We start from the raw sequence: 16737 nt of genomic DNA, 5'->3' as shown, positions 1-16737 counted from the left end.
TACAAAATGTGGGAGCGGGCTTGCTCGCGAAAGCGCAGTGTCAGTCGACAAATTTGTGACTGATCCACCGCCTTCGCGAGCAAGCCCGCTCCCACATGGGGTCCGTGTCGATATACTGAGCATCGCCTTTGCCCGCTTCGGGCTGCTTAGGGATATCGACCATGCAATGGATTTTCATGCTGATTGGCCTGGTGCTCGGCTGGACGCTCGATGAGTCGTTCAGTGATGCGGGCATTGGAGCGCTGCTCGGTTTGGGCATTGGCCAGGCGATTCGCCTGTCGATGCTTGCCTCGCGTACGGAGGAGCAAGGCCGTCAGCTGGAGTCTGCCAGGAGCGCCCTTAAAGTAGTCGAGCAACGCCTGGCCTTGCTGGAAAGACCGGGTGCCGTTGAAACCCCCGAACCTGTCTTTGTCGAAGAACCGCTGCCGGTACCGGCGCCGCCCGAACTCGTCTGGGAATTGCCCGCTGAACTGGAACCTGCCTACGCCACCGTGGCGGCCGAGCCCAGCCAGCCATTGCCAGCTGACGTCTGGAGGGCTGAGCCGAGCGAAAAAATCCCTGAACAACCTGCTACGCCTGCGACACCTCGCGGCCCCAACTTCATCGAACGCGCCATCAGTGGCGCGCGCAACTGGCTGTTCGGCGGCAACACCGTGCTGCGGGTCGGCGTGGTGCTGTTGTTCCTCGGCCTGGCGTTCCTGCTGCGTTATGCCACTGAAGGCATGGTGGTACCGATCGAGCTGCGTTACGCGGGCGTTGCCGGCTGTGCACTGGCCTTGCTGGGTTTGGGGTGGTGGCTGCGGCTGCGCAACAGCAATTACGGATTGATGCTGCAAGGCACCGGCATCGCCGTGTTGTACCTGACGGTGTTCGCCGCGATGCGCCTGCATCCGCTGCTTGATCCCGGCGCGGCCTTAGGCTTGCTGGTGGCTGTCACGGTGTTCTCGGCGATCCTGGCGATTACCCAGGACGCCCTCGGCCTGGCCTGTGCCGCCGCACTCGGCGGTTTTGCCGCACCTATCCTCACGTCTACCGGCGCCGGTAACCATGTGGCGCTGTTCAGCTATTTCGCCCTGCTTAACACGGGCATTCTTGCCATCGCCTGGTTCAAGGCCTGGCGCCTGCTCAACCTGATCGGCTTTGTCGGCACCTTCGGTATCGGCTTCGCCTGGGGCATGCGCTCCTATACGCCGGAGCTGTTGTGGAGTACCGAGCCGTTCCTGATTGTGTTTTTCCTGATGTACCTGGGCATTGGCCTGTTGTTCGCCCGGCGCAAGTTGCTGGAGATGCGCGACGCGCCGGACGATGACAGCCGTGGTGCATTGCTGCGCTGGTCGGCGGCCAAGGGCGACTATGTCGACGGCAGCATGCTGTTCGGCCCACCGCTGGTGGGCTTCGGGTTGCAGTTTGCGCTGGTGCAGCACCTGGAATTTGCCGCCGCGTTCAGCGCGCTGGCCCTGGGCATTATCTACATGGGCCTGGCCCGTTTGTTGAGCGGCGGTCGCGCCTTGCTGCTGGCGGAAACCTGCCTGGCCCTGGGTGTGATCTTTGCCAGCCTGGCGATTCCCCTGGGCCTCGACGCACGTTGGACCGCGGCCGCCTGGGCCGTGGAAGGCGCCGGTATCTTCTGGCTTGGCCTGCGCCAGCAACGGCCATTGGCACGGGCTTTTGGCTTGCTGTTGCAAGTCGGCTCGGCGCTGGCGTTCCTCAGCGAATTGGGGGTTGGCGAGACCAGTCTGTTGGAGGGTGCACCGTTGGGTGCATTGCTGCTCGGTGCGGCATTGCTGTTCAGTTTCTTCCAGTTGCGCAAAGCCCCGACTGAGCAGGCGGCGCAGTGGGAACGTCGTGGCTTGCCGGTATTGGCCAGTGTCGGCCTGGGCTTCTTGTACCTGCTCGCACCGCTGCTGCTGTCGACCCAAGGTACCGCCATCAGTTGGGCGATAGCGGGCCTTGCGACCTTGCTGGTCGGTCTGCGGATCGGCTCGCGCACGTTCCTCTTCACCGCGTTTGCCGTGCAACTGCTGGGTGGGGCGCTGTTCCTGCTGCGCCTTCAAGCGGGCACTGATTCGGGTGCGGTGTTCAGTGCAGGCTGGAGCGGCTTGCTCACCGCCTCGCTGATTGGCCTGGCGTTGGTCGGCGGCATGTTGCTGGCAGCGCGGGACACGATGGTGCGCAGCGATGTGCGTTTGTTGCGTGGCCTGTCGGTGGTGCTGTTGGCCGGGCTGGTGCTGATCAACCTCGCGGTGCTGTTCGTGCTGCCCTGGGAGACCGCCAGCGGCGTGTGGGCGGCCAGTGGTTTGTTGATCATCTGGCTGAGCCTGTATCTGCAACAGCGCGTCAGTTTTGTCTTCGGGTTGTTGCTGCAAGTGATCGGTGGCGCTTCGTTCCTGATCGCGGTGCCGGACCTGCTCGGGCCGCTGACCAGCGAAGGCTTGCGTCCTTTGGGTCATAGCGGCTTCTGGACGCCGATGGTGCTCGGGCTGGCAGCGCTGGTCGGTGCCTGGCGCTTGCAGCGTCGGCCTCATGCGCCGGTGTTCGAAGCGTTGAGTTTGCAGCGGCTGTCCGACGTGCTGTTGGTGTGGGGCGCGGGTTGGTGGACGTTGGCGTTGGTCAGCGAAGTGCTGCGTTTTGCGCCGTCGATGCTGCAAGGCACTTGGCTGTTGGCAGTAGCGGCAGTGAGTGTGGCGATCTGGGCAGTGTTGGCCCTGCGCCTGCAATGGGCGTCGCTGGGCGTGTTGTGCACGCTGTTGATGCCGGCGGTGGGCGTGGTGTTGCTGGGCGCGTGGGGCTCGCGTTATCACCCGGCAGCGAATTTTGCCTGGCTGGCGTGGGCGGCGGTGTTTGCGGTGCACTTCGTGTCGCTGCGGCGCCTGGCTTCGGTCATTCCGGAGAAAGCCCTGAGCGCCGCGCATGTGCTCGGTTGCTGGCTGCTGATCGGCGTGCTGGCGCTGGAGTTGCGCTACGGCCTGTTGCTGTTGTCCGAGGAATACAACGCCTGGCGCTGGTTGGGCTGGGCGATTCTGCCGAGCCTGTACCTGGTGCTCGCCGCTGCGCCGCGCAGTTGGTCGTGGCCGGTGTCGACGTACCCGCGCGAGTATCGGTTGTATGCCGCGCTGCCGCTGGCCGTGCTGATGCTCGGCTGGTTCTGGCTGGCGAATATCTTCAGCGACGGCACCGCCGAGCCGCTGCCGTATGTGCCGCTGCTTAACCCGCTGGATCTGGGGTTGTTGTTCGCGCTGCTGGGTGTGTACCTGTGGTCCCGCAGTGCCGCCCCGCAACGCGGGCCGCGCGCCGAACTGATCGCCCAGGGGGTTGCCGGGGTTTCGCTGTTCGCCTTCTTCACCGCCCTGGTGATGCGCACGGCTCACCATTGGGGCGGCGTGCCATTCCATCTGGATGCGCTGCTGGAGTCGATGCTGGTGCAAGCCGGGCTGTCGATCGTCTGGACCCTGATTGCCCTGAGCCTGATGATCGGTGGCCATCTGCGTCATCGGCGTGAGGTGTGGTTGATCGGTGCAGCGTTGATTGCCGTGGTGGTCGCCAAATTGTTCTTCGTCGAATTGAGCAACCGCGGCGGGCTGGCGCGGATCGTATCGTTTATCGGTGTGGGCGGGCTGTTGCTGGTGGTGGGCTATTTCGCTCCGCTGCCGCCCAAGCGTCCCGATCCGGTGGTTGAAACTGAAGGAGTGGCCTCTTGATGGGCAAGTTGAGTGTGGCGCTGTTGGGGTTGTGCACAACGTTGTCGGCCTGGGCCCAGGAAACGCCCGCCGATTTCACCACGCGGGTACCGCTGACGGTCAGCGGTGAAGGCCCTTGGTATCGCCTGGAGCTGCCGCTGGCGGTGCAATTGAGTGCCCGTCAGGCCGACCTGAGTGATGTGCGGGTGTTCAACTCAGCCGGCGAACCTCAGGCTTATGCGCTGGCGCGGCAGTCGGCGCAAAGCACCGAAAGCCGCAGCCTGGCCAATGTGAAGTGGTTCCCGCTGTACGCCGCGGCCGACTCCGCTGAAGCAGTGCCCAGCGTGCGCGTGCAATCCACAGCGACCGGCACACTGGTGCAGGTGCAGCCGCCGAGCCAACTGGAGGCCGGCGAAGAAGTGCTGCGCGGCTGGTTGCTTGATGCCAGTGGGATCAAGGCGCCGCTGCAGCAACTGATCCTCGACTGGACCAGCGAGCGCGACGGCTTCCAGCGCTTCAGCATCGAAGCCAGTGATGATTTGCAGCACTGGCGCTCCTGGGGCGAAGGGCAGGTGGCGCGGCTGTCGTTTGCCGACGAACGCGTCGAGCAGCATGAAGTGAGTCTGCCGGGGCAGTCGGCGCGGTATCTGCGCCTGCTGTGGAAAGGCCAGGCGGCACCGACGCTGACGTCGGCGCAGCTGGAGAGTGTCAGTGCCCATAGCTTGCCGTTGCCGCTGGTGTGGTCGCAGCCACTGTCGGGTAGCCGGCTCAAGGCCGGTGAATACAGCTGGCAGTTGCCCAGCGCGCTGAACGTCGAACGTCTGCGTATCGACCTGAGCCAACCCAACAGCCTCGCACCGGTCACTCTGTCGGGCCGCCGGGAAAGCAATCAGGCTTGGCAGCCTTTGAGCAGTGGCTTGCTCTATCGACTGACGCAAAATGGCCAGGACGTTTTACAAAACGAATTGCAGCTGCCCGGCCAGGCCGTTGCGCAACTCAAGCTCAACGTGGACGAACGCGGCGGTGGCCTGGGTGTTGAGGCACCGACCTTGAGCTTTGCAGTGCGGGCCACGCAGTTGGTGTTCCTGGCACGGGGCGAGCCACCGTTCACTTTGGCGTTGGGCAATCCGTCGGTGAAGGGCGCGAACTTGCCGCTGTCGACGTTGATCCCGGATTACAGCGCCGAACGCCTGGCTGCGCTTGGGCAGGCCAAAGTGGCGGGCGGGGCGGTAGTGACTTCGCCTGCGGTTGCGACCCCTGTCGATGCCGGGCCGAACTGGAAAAAGCTCGGCCTTTGGGCCGTGCTGCTGCTCGGTGTGGCGGCACTTGGAGCCATGGCCTACAGTTTGCTGCGCAAGCCGCCGGTGGCACGTTAAATAAAGTCCATGAACTCTATTGGGTTTAAATCCTCTGATAGGAGGAAATACGCCCCGACTCGCGTTAAACTGCGCGGGTTTTTAGCCCCCAATTTCCGGAGCCTTCCATGTCCCGCGTTACCCTGAGTCGCTATTTGATCGAGCAGACCCGCAGCAACAACACGCCTGCCGATCTGCGCTTCCTTATCGAAGTGGTGGCGCGTGCTTGCAAGGAAATCAGCCATGCCGTCTCCAAAGGCGCGCTGGGTGGTGTCCTGGGCAGCATGGGCACTGAAAACGTACAAGGCGAAGTGCAGAAGAAGCTCGACGTGATTTCCAACGAAATCCTGCTCGAAGCCAACGAATGGGGCGGTCACCTGGCCGGCATGGCGTCCGAAGAAATGGACAACGCCTACCAGATCCCGGGCAAATACCCGAAAGGCGCGTACCTGCTGGTATTCGACCCGCTGGACGGTTCGTCGAACATCGACATCAACGCGCCGGTCGGCACCATCTTCTCGGTACTGCGTTGCCCGAACGAATACCTGAGCCAGAACGAAGCCCTGAACGAAAAGGCCTTCCTGCAGCCAGGCACCGAGCAGGTAGCTGCCGGTTACGCGATCTACGGCCCGCAGACCATGCTGGTACTGACCCTGGGCGACGGCGTCAAAGGCTTCACCCTGGACCGTGAAATGGGCAGCTTCGTGCTCACCCACGAAGACATCACCATTCCTGCGTCCACCCAGGAATTTGCAATCAACATGTCCAACCAGCGCCACTGGGAAGAGCCGGTTACCCGCTATGTAGGCGAGTTGATGGCAGGCGAAGAAGGCCCGTTGAAGAAGAACTTCAACATGCGCTGGGTAGCGGCGATGGTTGCCGACGTGCACCGCATCCTGACCCGTGGTGGCCTGTTCATGTACCCACGTGACAGCCGCGAGCCGTCCAAGCCGGGCAAGCTGCGCCTGATGTACGAAGCCAACCCGATGTCGTTCCTGGTTGAACAGGCGGGCGGTGCGTCCACCGACGGCCACCAGCGCATCCTCGACATCCAGCCTGAAGGCCTGCACCAGCGCGTGGCGGTGTTCCTGGGTTCGAAGGAAGAAGTTGAGCGTGTGACCGGCTACCACAAGGCGTAAGCCTGGTGACCTGTAGGAGCGAGCTTGCTCGCGAAGAGCGTAAACGATGACACGGGCTGCCTGGTTGCCCGCGCCGCCTGAACGTTTTTCGCGAGCAAGCTCGCTCCTACAGTGATTTGATTCGCTTGATTGAGCCCCGAAACGTTTCAGCGTTTTCGGGGCTTTTTTGTTTTCGCTCGTCGGGAACCAGACACCCCTTTTCCCTTCTAAGCTTCTGGCAGACCCCCAAGCTGCTTCGTCTCTCCAGGAGTTATTCCATGTCGTTACGCCGTCTCGCCCTGTTGTCGTTTTGCGTGCTTCTGGCCGCTTGCAGCAAGGTCACTCAAGAAAATTACGCAAAACTGTCGGCCGGCATGCCCAAGGCCGAAGTGGAGTCGTTGCTGGGTAAGCCGACTGATTGTTCTGGCGCACTGGGTATGTCCAGTTGCACCTGGGGCGATAAAAACAGCTTTATCAGCGTGCAATATGCCGGTGACAAAGTACTGATTTTTTCCGGGCAAGGCCTGAAGTAAACCGGGGCGAAAGCCTGCGGGAGAAAAACAACATGATGCGTTTCGTTCTATACCTCTGCGCCAGCCTGTTTTTGGCGGGCTGCGCCAGCCATTCTGGCGATGATCTGCAACCCAAGACTGTCGGCAGCGTCAACCTCAAGCGTTACCAGGGCACCTGGTATGAGTTGGCCCGTCTGCCGATGTACTTCCAGCGCAATTGCGCACAGTCCGAAGCCCGCTACACGCTGCTGCCCGATGGCAATATGTCGGTGTTCAACCGCTGCCTGACGCCTGAGTGGGAATGGCAAGAAGCCAAGGGCACGGCCACGCCGCAGGTCGCCGGCAAGACCGACAAGCTGTGGGTCGAATTCAATAACTGGTTTACCTCGCTGTTGCCGGGCGTGGCCAAGGGCGATTACTGGGTGCTGTACGTCAGCGATGACTACAAGACCGCCATTGTCGGCAGCCCGAGCCGGCGCTACATGTGGTTGTTGTCCCGCACGCCGACAGTCAGCGCCGACACCCGCGAAGACCTGCTGAGCAGGGCGCGGCAACAGGGGTATGACACCACGCGCTTGATCTGGCGTACGTCGGACAAGCAGATGGCGAAGACTTCGCAGTAATACAAAACAGCGCCAATCCAATGTGGGAGCGGGCTTGCTCGCGAAGGCGGTGTGACAGTCACCGATGTGTTGACTGATCCACCGCTTTCGCGAGCAAGCCCGCTCCCACATTTTGTTATGTATCGTCTGTTAGCCCAGCAAATCCCGCAAGACCTGGGTAAACGCCCGGCTGCTGTCTTCTTCGGCGGCGTGATGCCCGTCGCGAATCACCCACTTCCCGTTCACCAGAACGTCGCGCACCTGGCGATCACCACCGGCAAACAGCCAGCGATTGAGAATCCCGTCTTCGTTCGCCGTCGCCAGGTACGGATCGTTGCCATCCAGCACCAGCCAGTCCGCACGCTTGCCGACTTCCAGGCGCCCGATCGGCTGCCCCAGCGCTTCGGCACCGCCATCCAACGCGGCATCGAACAGCGTCCGCCCGACCATCGGCTGATCACTGCGATACAGCCGGTTGCGCCGCTGGTCCCGCAGCCGCTGGCCGTATTCCAGCCAGCGCAATTCTTCCACCACGCTCAGTGATACATGGCTGTCGGAGCCAATCCCCATGCGCCCGCCCTGGGCCAGGAAGTCCACCGCCGGGAAAATCCCGTCGCCCAGGTTGGCTTCGGTGGTCAGGCACAGCCCGGCAATCGCCCGGCTCTTGGCCATTAACGTCACTTCTTCCGGGTTGGCGTGGGTGGCGTGCACCAGGCACCAGCGCTGATCCACTTCAACATGGTCATACAGCCATTGCAGCGGACGCTTGCCGCTCCAGGCCAGGCAGTCGTCGACTTCCTTCTGCTGCTCGGCGATGTGGATATGCACCGGGCACGCCTTGTCGCTGGCGGCCAACACTTCGCTGATTTGTTGCGGGGTTACCGCACGCAGCGAGTGGAAGCACAGGCCGAGTTGTTGCGCCGGTTGCGCAGCCAGAATCGGTTGCAGGCGTGATTGCAGGTTCAGGTAATGCTCGGTGCTGTTGATAAAGCGCCGCTGGCCTTCATTGGGTGCCTGGCCGCCAAAACCGGAATGGCTGTAAAGCACTGGCAGCAATGTCAGGCCGATACCGCTGCTGGCGGCGGCCTGGCTGATTTGCCGGGACAGCTCCGCAGGGTCGGCATAAGGCTGGCCGCTGACGTCGTGGTGCACGTAGTGAAATTCGGCCACCGAGGTGTAGCCGGCCTTGAGCATTTCGATGTACAGCTGGCGAGCGATGATCTGCAGTTGGTCGGGGCTGATCTTGCCAACCATCCGGTACATCAGGTCGCGCCAGGTCCAGAAGCTGTCATTCGGGTTGCCGGCCACTTCCGCCAGCCCGGCCATCGCCCGCTGGAACGCGTGAGAATGCAGGTTCGGCATGCCTGCCAGCACCGGGCCCCTGAGCCGTTCGGCACCGTCTGCACTGGCGTTGGGCTCAACCTTGGTCAGCAGGCCGTCGGCGCTGACTTCAAGACGTACATCATTGGCCCATCCATTAGGCAGCAGCGCGCGTTCGGCAAAGAAAGCGGACATGATTCAGGCACCCCGGTCGTGTGTTTATTTGTATATACATATACAGACGTTTGCCTGCTCGGTAAACTCCGGCAAGCTATGCTTCTTTTTCACCTGCAAGGATTTCCTGTGCCGACTCCGCCCGCCAAGTCTCCACTGGCTGCCCACATGGACGAAAGTCCGGCGCCCTTGTACGCCCGCGTCAAACAGATGATCAGCCAGCAGATCCTCAACGGCAACTGGCCGCCGCATTATCGCGTGCCGTCGGAAAGCGAACTGGTCAACCAACTGGGCTTCAGCCGCATGACCATCAACCGTGCCCTGCGCGAGTTGACCGCTGAAGGCCTGCTGGTGCGCATGCAAGGTGTGGGCACATTTGTCGCCGAGCCGAAGAGCCAGTCGGCGCTGTTTGAAGTGCACAACATTGCCGATGAGATCGCCTCTCGCGGTCATCGGCATACGTGCAAAGTCATCACTCTCGGCGAAGAAGCCGCCGGTTCCGAGCGCGCCGTCGCCCTGGAAATGCGCGAAGGCGGGCGGGTGTTTCACTCGTTGATCGTGCACTACGAAAACGACATCCCGGTGCAAATCGAAGACCGCTTCGTCAACGCCCTGGTCGCGCCGGAATACCTGCAGCAGGATTTCACCCAGCAAACGCCTTATGCCTACCTCAACCAGGTGGCGCCGCTGACCGAAGGCGAGCACGTGGTCGAAGCGATCCTGGCCGACGCCGACGAATGCAAGTTGCTGCAAATCGAAACCAGCGAGCCGTGCCTGTTGATTCGCCGTCGTACCTGGTCCGGCCGCCAGCCGGTCACGGCAGCGCGTTTGATTCACCCCGGTTCCCGTCATAGCCTGGAAGGACGTTTCAGTAAATGAGTTCGATGAAAGTCTGGCGCGCCGCCGATTACGTCCGCATGCCGTGGAAAAACGGCGGCGGCAGCACTGAAGAAATCACCCGTGACGCGGGCGAGGGCCTGGACGGTTTCGGCTGGCGCCTGTCGATTGCCGATATCGCCGAGTCGGGCGGGTTCTCAACCTTTGCCGGGTACCAGCGCATCATCACCGTGCTGCAAGGTTCGGGCATGGTGCTGACAGTGGACGGCGAGGAACAGCGTGGTTTGTTGCCGCTGCAACCGTTCCCGTTCAAGGGTGACAGCCAGGTGTCCTGCCGCTTGATCGGTGGGCCGATCCGCGATTTCAACCTCATCTATTCGCCGCAGCGCTATCAGGCGCGGTTGCAGTGGATGGACGGTACGCAGCGTTTCTTCAGTGCGGCGCACACCGTAGTGGTGTTCAGCGTGGCGGATGAAGTGAAGGTGCTCGGTGAGCGGCTGAACCGTCATGACTGCCTGCAATTGGACGGTAACACTGGCTTGCTGGACGTCAGCATCACTGGCCGTTGCTGCGTCATCGAACTGACTGCACGCTAAACCACTGTAGGAGCGAGCTTGCTCGCGAAGGTATTTCAAGCGTATTGCTACGTTGAATGTACCTTTTTCGAGCAAGCTCGCTCCTACAAAAACTGTTCCCACTTCCCGCACCAACTTGTTACCGAATGCCCCAGCATGGCGCAAAAGCCTGCCTGAGTAACGAGCCTCCCTCGCTGTAAAAACCTTCTGCAAGAAAATTCATCAAGCTGCCAAGCCTTGTTCTTAAAGGCTTGCGCTCCCGTTCGCGAAAAATCTGCAACTGCCCTCCGCCAAGTTGGCCGCTTGATTGCATATGCTTGTATGTACAAGTAAAGATGTGTGCGTAAGAGTCCATGAGTATCCTCTTCGCACCAATCATGTTCGCGCATTGATCGTTGAGGAATTTTTTGTGACCAAGCCTACCAAGTACCGTGACGTTGAAATCCGCGCTGCCCGTGGCAACAAGCTCACCGCTAAAAGCTGGCTGACTGAAGCGCCGCTGCGCATGCTGATGAACAACCTCGACCCACAGGTTGCCGAGAACCCGAAAGAACTGGTGGTGTACGGCGGCATCGGCCGTGCCGCGCGCAACTGGGAATGCTATGACCAGATCGTCGAAAGCCTGACCAACCTCAACGACGACGAAACCTTGCTGGTGCAATCCGGCAAACCCGTCGGCGTGTTCAAGACCCACAGCAACGCCCCGCGCGTATTGATCGCCAACTCCAACCTGGTGCCGCACTGGGCAAGCTGGGAACACTTCAACGAACTCGACGCCAAAGGCCTGGCCATGTACGGCCAGATGACCGCCGGCAGTTGGATCTACATCGGCAGCCAGGGCATCGTCCAAGGCACCTACGAAACCTTCGTCGAGGCCGGCCGCCAACATTACAACGATGACCTCAAGGGCCGCTGGGTACTGACCGCCGGCCTCGGCGGCATGGGCGGCGCACAGCCTTTGGCCGCCACCCTGGCCGGCGCGTGCTCGCTGAACATCGAATGCCAGCAGGTCAGCATCGATTTCCGCTTGAGCAGCCGCTACGTCGACGAGCAAGCCACCGACCTCGACGACGCCCTGGCGCGCATCGACAAATACACCAAGGCCGGCCAGGCGATCTCCATTGCGCTGCTGGGCAACGCGGCGGAAATTCTCCCGGAACTGGTCAAGCGCGGCGTGCGCCCAGACATGGTCACCGACCAGACCAGCGCCCACGACCCGCTCAACGGCTACCTGCCGGCTGGCTGGACCTGGGACGAATACCGCGCCCGCGCCAAGACCGAACCGGCCGAGGTGATCAAGGCCGCCAAGCAATCCATGGCGGTGCACGTTCAGGCGATGCTGGACTTCCAGAAAATGGGCGTGCCGACCTTCGACTACGGCAACAACATCCGCCAGATGGCGCAAGAAATGGGCGTGGAAAACGCCTTCGACTTCCCGGGTTTCGTACCGGCCTACATCCGCCCGTTGTTTTGCCGCGGCATCGGCCCGTTCCGCTGGGCGGCACTGTCCGGCGACCCGCAAGACATCTACAAGACCGACGCCAAAGTCAAAGAGCTGATCCCGGACGACGCCCACCTGCACAACTGGCTGGACATGGCCCGCGAGCGCATCAGCTTCCAGGGCTTGCCGGCACGTATCTGCTGGGTTGGCCTGGGCCAGCGCGCCAAGCTCGGCCTGGCGTTCAACGAAATGGTGCGCAGCGGCGAGCTGTCGGCGCCTGTCGTGATCGGCCGCGACCACCTGGACTCCGGCTCGGTGGCCAGCCCCAACCGTGAAACCGAATCGATGCAGGACGGCTCCGACGCCGTGTCCGACTGGCCACTGCTCAACGCCTTGCTCAACACCGCCAGCGGCGCGACCTGGGTTTCGCTGCACCACGGCGGCGGCGTCGGCATGGGCTTCTCCCAGCACTCCGGGATGGTGATCGTCTGCGACGGTACGGACGAAGCGGCCGAGCGAATCGCTCGCGTCCTGCACAACGACCCGGCCACCGGCGTGATGCGGCATGCCGATGCGGGTTACCAGATCGCCATCGACTGCGCCAAAGAGCAGGGCCTCAACCTCCCGATGATCAAATAACTAATGTGGGAGCGGGCTTGCTCGCGAATGCGGTGTATCAGTCACCGAAGTCGTTAGCTGACCCATCGCTTTCGCGAGCAAGCCCGCTCCCACATTTGATCTGCGTTTCACCCAAAAACAATCCATCAGAGGTTGAACATAAATGGCTGTAAATGACGCTCGTGCAAGCACCACCCCGTTGATCGAAAGGCGTTCGATCGACTACATCCCGGAAGCGGAAAGACACGGCCGTCTATTGAGTCAGTTCACCCTGTGGTTGGGTGCCAACCTGCAAATCACCGCGATTGTCACCGGGGCCCTGGCCGTGGTGCTGGGTGGTGATGTGTTCTGGTCGTTGATCGGTCTGTTGATCGGTCAACTGCTGGGTGGCGGCGTCATGGCGCTGCATGCTGCGCAAGGCCCGCAACTGGGCCTGCCACAGATGATCTCCAGCCGCGTGCAGTTTGGCGTATATGGCGCGGTGATCCCGCTGGTGTTGGTGTGCCTCATGTACATCGGGTTTTCCGCCAGCGGTTCGTTGCTGGCGGGGCAGGCGGTGGCGCAGTTGCTCCATGTCGAAGACTGGGTCGGCATCGTGTTGTTCGCGGGGCTGATTATGGTGTTCACGATCTTCGGCTACCGGGTGATCCACGGTATCGGTCGCATCGCCAGCGTGCTGGGTGTGGTTGCCTTCGTGTACCTGTTCTACAAGCTGCTGGCCGGTAACGACATCGGCGCGTTGCTGGGCAACAAGCATTTCTCCCTGAGCAGTTTCCTGCTGGCGATTTCCCTGTCGGCGTCCTGGCAGATTGCGTTCGGCCCTTACGTGGCGGACTACTCGCGCTATTTGCCGCGCAGCACGCAAGCCTCGAAAACCTTCTGGGCCGTGGGCCTGGGTTCGGTGATCGGCGCGCAGGCTTCGATGGTGTTTGGGGTGTTCGCGGCGGCCCTGGCCGGTTCGCAATTCGCTCACCACGAAGTGTCGTTTATCGTCGGCCTGGGCGGCACCGGGATCGTCGCGGCGCTGCTGTATTTCAGCATCGCCTTCGGCAAGGTCACCGTGACCACCCTCAATGCCTACGGCAGCTTCATGTCCATCGCGACGATCATCAGCGGCTTCCGTGGCAGCCGACATATCGGCAGTGGCACGCGCCTGCTGTACATCTTCGTCATGGTGTCGCTTGCCGCTGCGCTGGCGTTGTTGGGCAAGGATTCGTTCCTCAAGGATTTCTCCGCGTTCATCCTGTTCCTGCTGGCTTTTTTCACGCCGTGGAGTGCGATCAACCTGGTGGATTTCTACTGCATCACCAAAGAACGCTACGACATCCCGGCGCTGTCCAATCCCGACGGCCGCTACGGTCGCTGGAACCTGATGGGCATCAGCATCTACGTGTTTGGCGTGCTGATTCAGATGCCGTTCATCTCCACGCATTTCTACACCGGGCCACTGGTCGCCAGCCTCGGCGACACCGATATCTCCTGGATCATCGGCCTGGTGGTGCCGGCTGCGCTGTACTACTGGGCTGCCAGAAAATGGCACAGCCCGACGCCTGAACACCTGATCCTGCCGGTAGAGCAGGGCGCTGCACCAACGACAAACGGGCTGGCTGCACAGGCCTGATGGGACGTGGACAGGGCAGGATGCCTACTGACTGCCGTAATCCATTTCAAGATTGGGAGCGTCACAACAATGAAAATGAATAAGACCCTGTTGGCCACTTTGTTTTCGGCAGGCTTGCTGGCTTCTGCTGGCGCCCAGGCGGCCGGTTGGTGTGAGTCCGGCAAGCCGGTGAAATTTGCCGGTTTGAACTGGGAAAGCGGCATGTTGCTGACCGACATCCTGCAAACCGTGCTGGAAAAAGGCTATGACTGCAAAACCGACAGCCTGCCGGGTAACTCCATCACCATGGAAAACGCCCTGAGCAGCAATGACATCCAGGTGTTCGCCGAGGAGTGGGTAGGCCGCAGCGAAGTCTGGAACAAGGCTGAGAAGGCCGGCAAAGTCGTGGGTGTCGGTGCTCCGGTGGTGGGTGCTGTCGAAGGTTGGTACGTGCCGCGCTACGTGATCGAAGGCGACGCCAAGCGCAAGCTGGAACCCAAGGCACCGGACCTGAAAAGCATCGCCGACCTGGCCAAATACGCCTCGGTGTTCAAGGACCAGGAAGAGCCGTCCAAGGGCCGTTTCTACAACTGCCCGGCCGGCTGGACCTGTGAGCTGGACAACAGCGAGATGCTGAAGAGCTATGGCCTGGAAAGCACCTACACCAACTTCCGCCCAGGCACAGGCCCGGCGCTGGATGCGGCGGTGTTGTCGAGCTACAAGCGTGGCGAGCCGATCCTGTTCTATTACTGGTCGCCAACCCCGTTGATGGGTCAGGTCGACCTGGTGAAGCTGGAAGAAAAGCCCGGTGTGGATAAAAGCGTGAGCATCAAGGTCGGTCTGTCCAAGACCTTCCACGAGCAAGCCCCGGAGTTGGTGGCCGTGCTGGAAAAGGTCAACCTGCCCATCGACCTGCTGAACCAGAACCTGGGCCGCATGGCCAAAGAGCGAATTGAATCACCAAAACTGGCGAAAATTTTCCTCAAGGAACATCCTGAAGTCTGGCACGCATGGGTGAGCGACGACGCAGCCAAGAAAATCGACGCGGCCTTGTAGGTTGAGCGTTTCCGGTTGCCCTCGCCGGCAACCGGACGCACGGCCACAACCCACTGGATCGAGAGCACACTATGTTTCCTGAGAGTTTTACGTTTTCCATCGCCGATTGGGTCAACAGCTGGGTTGATTCGCTGGTGACCAACTACGGCGATGTGTTCCGGCACATCTCCGACACCCTGTTGTGGGCCATCGTCAATCTTGAAGGTGTGCTGCGCGCAGCACCCTGGTGGCTGATGCTGGCAATTGTCGGCGGCATCGCCTGGCACGCCACGCGCAAGGTCGTCACTACAGCGGTGATCGTCGGTTTGCTGTTCCTGGTGGGCGCCGTTGGCCTGTGGGACAAGCTGATGCAAACCCTGGCGCTGATGATGGTGGCCACGGTGATCTCGGTGCTGATCGGCATTCCCCTGGGAATATTGTCGGCCCGTAGCAATCGCCTGCGTTCGGTGCTGATGCCGCTGCTGGACATCATGCAAACCATGCCCAGCTTCGTGTACCTGATCCCGGTGCTGATGCTGTTTGGCCTGGGCAAGGTCCCGGCGATTTTCGCCACGGTGATCTACGCCGCTCCTCCACTGATTCGCCTGACCGACCTGGGTATTCGCCAGGTAGACGGCGAAGTCATGGAAGCGATCAACGCCTTCGGTGCCAACCGCTGGCAGCAACTGTTCGGCGTGCAACTGCCGCTGGCCCTGCCGAGCATCATGGCCGGGATCAACCAGACCACCATGATGGCCCTGTCGATGGTAGTGATCGCCTCGATGATCGGTGCCCGTGGCCTGGGTGAAGATGTGTTGGTCGGTATCCAGACGCTTAACGTCGGACGTGGCCTTGAAGCCGGTCTGGCGATCGTGATTCTCGCAGTGGTCATCGACCGCATTACCCAGGCCTATGGTCGTCCACGGCATGAGGCGAGCAAATGACTACCGTCAGCAAGATTGAAGTCAAAAACGTATTCAAGATCTTCGGCAATCGTTCCAAGGAGGCGCTGGCGCTGATTGGCCAGGGCAAGACCAAGGACCAGGTGCTGGCCGAGACCGGTTGCGTGGTGGGTGTGAACGACCTGTCCCTGAGCATCGCCACCGGCGAGATCTTCGTGATCATGGGCCTGTCGGGTTCCGGCAAGTCGACCCTGGTGCGCCACTTCAACCGCCTGATCGACCCCACCAGCGGCGCGATTCTGGTGGACGGCGAAGACATCCTGCAACTGGACATGGAAGCCCTGCGCCAATTTCGCCGGCACAAGATCAGCATGGTGTTCCAGAGCTTCGGCCTGCTGCCCCACAAGAGCGTGCTGGACAACGTCGCCTATGGCCTGAAAGTGCGCGGCGAAACCAAGCAAGTGTGCGCCGAGCGTGCGTTGCACTGGATCGAAACCGTGGGCCTCAAAGGCTACGAAAATAAATACCCGCACCAGCTGTCCGGCGGCATGCGTCAGCGAGTGGGCCTGGCCCGTGCCTTGGCCGCCGACACCGACATCATCCTGATGGACGAAGCGTTCAGCGCCCTCGACCCGCTGATCCGCGCCGAGATGCAGGACCAGTTGCTGGAGCTGCAAAAGACCCTGCACAAGACCATCGTCTTTATCACTCACGACCTCGATGAGGCCGTGCGCATCGGCAACCGCATTGCGATCCTCAAGGACGGCAAGCTGATCCAGGTCGGCACGCCCCGGGAAATCCTGCACTCGCCGGCCGATGAGTATGTGGACCGGTTTGTTCAGCGGCGTGCTGCGGTGGTCTGATCCGGATCTTGTGGTGAGCCGGCTGGCCTCTTCGCGAGCAAGCCCGCTCCCACAGGGGAATGCATTTCAAATGTGGGAGCGGGCTTGCTCGCGAAGAGGCCGGTAAGG

At 61.5% G+C, this 16737-nt stretch carries 13 protein-coding genes; 12 read left to right on the top strand and 1 reads right to left on the bottom strand.

Translation table 11 applies throughout. The features are described 5' to 3' along the window. The first annotated feature begins 161 nt into the window (after window positions 1–161). The 5 genes from HBJ59_RS06010 (at window position 162) to HBJ59_RS05990 (ending at window position 7285) form a co-directional block, all read left to right on the top strand. Complete coding sequence (locus tag HBJ59_RS06010; protein WP_167662993.1) at window positions 162–3698, top strand: DUF2339 domain-containing protein; 3537 nt, start codon at window positions 162–164, stop codon at window positions 3696–3698. Continuing rightward, window positions 3698–5053: a DUF3999 domain-containing protein gene (locus HBJ59_RS06005; protein WP_167662992.1), complete on the top strand. Its 1356-nt coding sequence runs from the start codon at window positions 3698–3700 to the stop codon at window positions 5051–5053. The genes HBJ59_RS06010 and HBJ59_RS06005 overlap by 1 nt, the downstream gene beginning before the upstream one ends. Before the next feature lie 107 nt (window positions 5054–5160). Beyond that, window positions 5161–6171 carry a class 1 fructose-bisphosphatase gene (locus HBJ59_RS06000; protein WP_003217989.1) on the top strand — a complete coding sequence of 337 codons (1011 nt, stop codon included), beginning with the start codon at window positions 5161–5163 and terminating at the stop codon, window positions 6169–6171. A gap of 257 nt (window positions 6172–6428) precedes the next feature. Continuing rightward, on the top strand, window positions 6429–6683 hold the full coding sequence (locus tag HBJ59_RS05995) for a hypothetical protein (RefSeq protein ID WP_003217986.1): 255 nt from the start codon (window positions 6429–6431) through the stop codon (window positions 6681–6683). Window positions 6684–6715: 32 nt separating this feature from the next. After that, window positions 6716–7285, top strand: coding sequence for a lipocalin family protein (locus tag HBJ59_RS05990; protein ID WP_076018118.1), 570 nt, complete (start codon window positions 6716–6718; stop codon window positions 7283–7285). Window positions 7286–7414: 129 nt separating this feature from the next. Here the strand turns inward: HBJ59_RS05990 and HBJ59_RS05985 are convergent, their stop codons facing one another. Further along, a complete protein-coding gene (locus HBJ59_RS05985) occupies window positions 7415–8779 on the bottom strand; it encodes a formimidoylglutamate deiminase (RefSeq protein WP_167662991.1) in 1365 nt (454 codons plus the stop codon). Window positions 8780–8926: 147 nt separating this feature from the next. Here HBJ59_RS05985 and hutC point away from each other — a divergent pair, with 147 nt between their 5' ends. The 7 genes from hutC to HBJ59_RS05950 all read left to right on the top strand — a co-directional run bounded on the left by hutC (window position 8927) and on the right by HBJ59_RS05950 (window position 16629). Further along, window positions 8927–9637 carry a histidine utilization repressor gene (gene hutC, locus HBJ59_RS05980; protein ID WP_003217980.1) on the top strand — a complete coding sequence of 237 codons (711 nt, stop codon included), beginning with the start codon at window positions 8927–8929 and terminating at the stop codon, window positions 9635–9637. Then, window positions 9634–10191, top strand: a complete 558-nt coding sequence (locus HBJ59_RS05975; RefSeq protein ID WP_167662990.1) for a HutD family protein — start codon at window positions 9634–9636, stop codon at window positions 10189–10191. The genes hutC and HBJ59_RS05975 overlap by 4 nt, the downstream gene beginning before the upstream one ends. 388 nt (window positions 10192–10579) lie before the next feature. Continuing rightward, a complete protein-coding gene (gene hutU, locus HBJ59_RS05970; RefSeq protein WP_167662989.1) occupies window positions 10580–12250 on the top strand; it encodes a urocanate hydratase in 1671 nt (556 codons plus the stop codon). 142 nt (window positions 12251–12392) lie between these two features. Further along, window positions 12393–13850 (top strand): cytosine permease, encoded by a 1458-nt coding sequence (locus tag HBJ59_RS05965; protein ID WP_167662988.1) that lies wholly within the window; start codon window positions 12393–12395, stop codon window positions 13848–13850. A 69-nt stretch (window positions 13851–13919) separates the two neighbouring features. Then, complete coding sequence (locus HBJ59_RS05960) at window positions 13920–14885, top strand: ABC transporter substrate-binding protein (RefSeq protein WP_076018113.1); 966 nt, start codon at window positions 13920–13922, stop codon at window positions 14883–14885. A gap of 71 nt (window positions 14886–14956) precedes the next feature. Next, on the top strand, window positions 14957–15808 hold the full coding sequence (locus HBJ59_RS05955) for a proline/glycine betaine ABC transporter permease (protein ID WP_017478193.1): 852 nt from the start codon (window positions 14957–14959) through the stop codon (window positions 15806–15808). After that, a complete protein-coding gene (locus HBJ59_RS05950; RefSeq protein ID WP_167662987.1) occupies window positions 15805–16629 on the top strand; it encodes a glycine betaine/L-proline ABC transporter ATP-binding protein in 825 nt (274 codons plus the stop codon). Before HBJ59_RS05955 ends, HBJ59_RS05950 begins: the two co-directional genes overlap by 4 nt. Window positions 16630–16737 lie beyond the last annotated feature (108 nt).

The sequence above is a fragment of the Pseudomonas sp. AN3A02 genome, assembly GCF_011765255.1.
GTDB lineage: Bacteria > Pseudomonadota > Gammaproteobacteria > Pseudomonadales > Pseudomonadaceae > Aquipseudomonas.
This window is presented reverse-complemented; position numbering and strand designations above follow the sequence as displayed.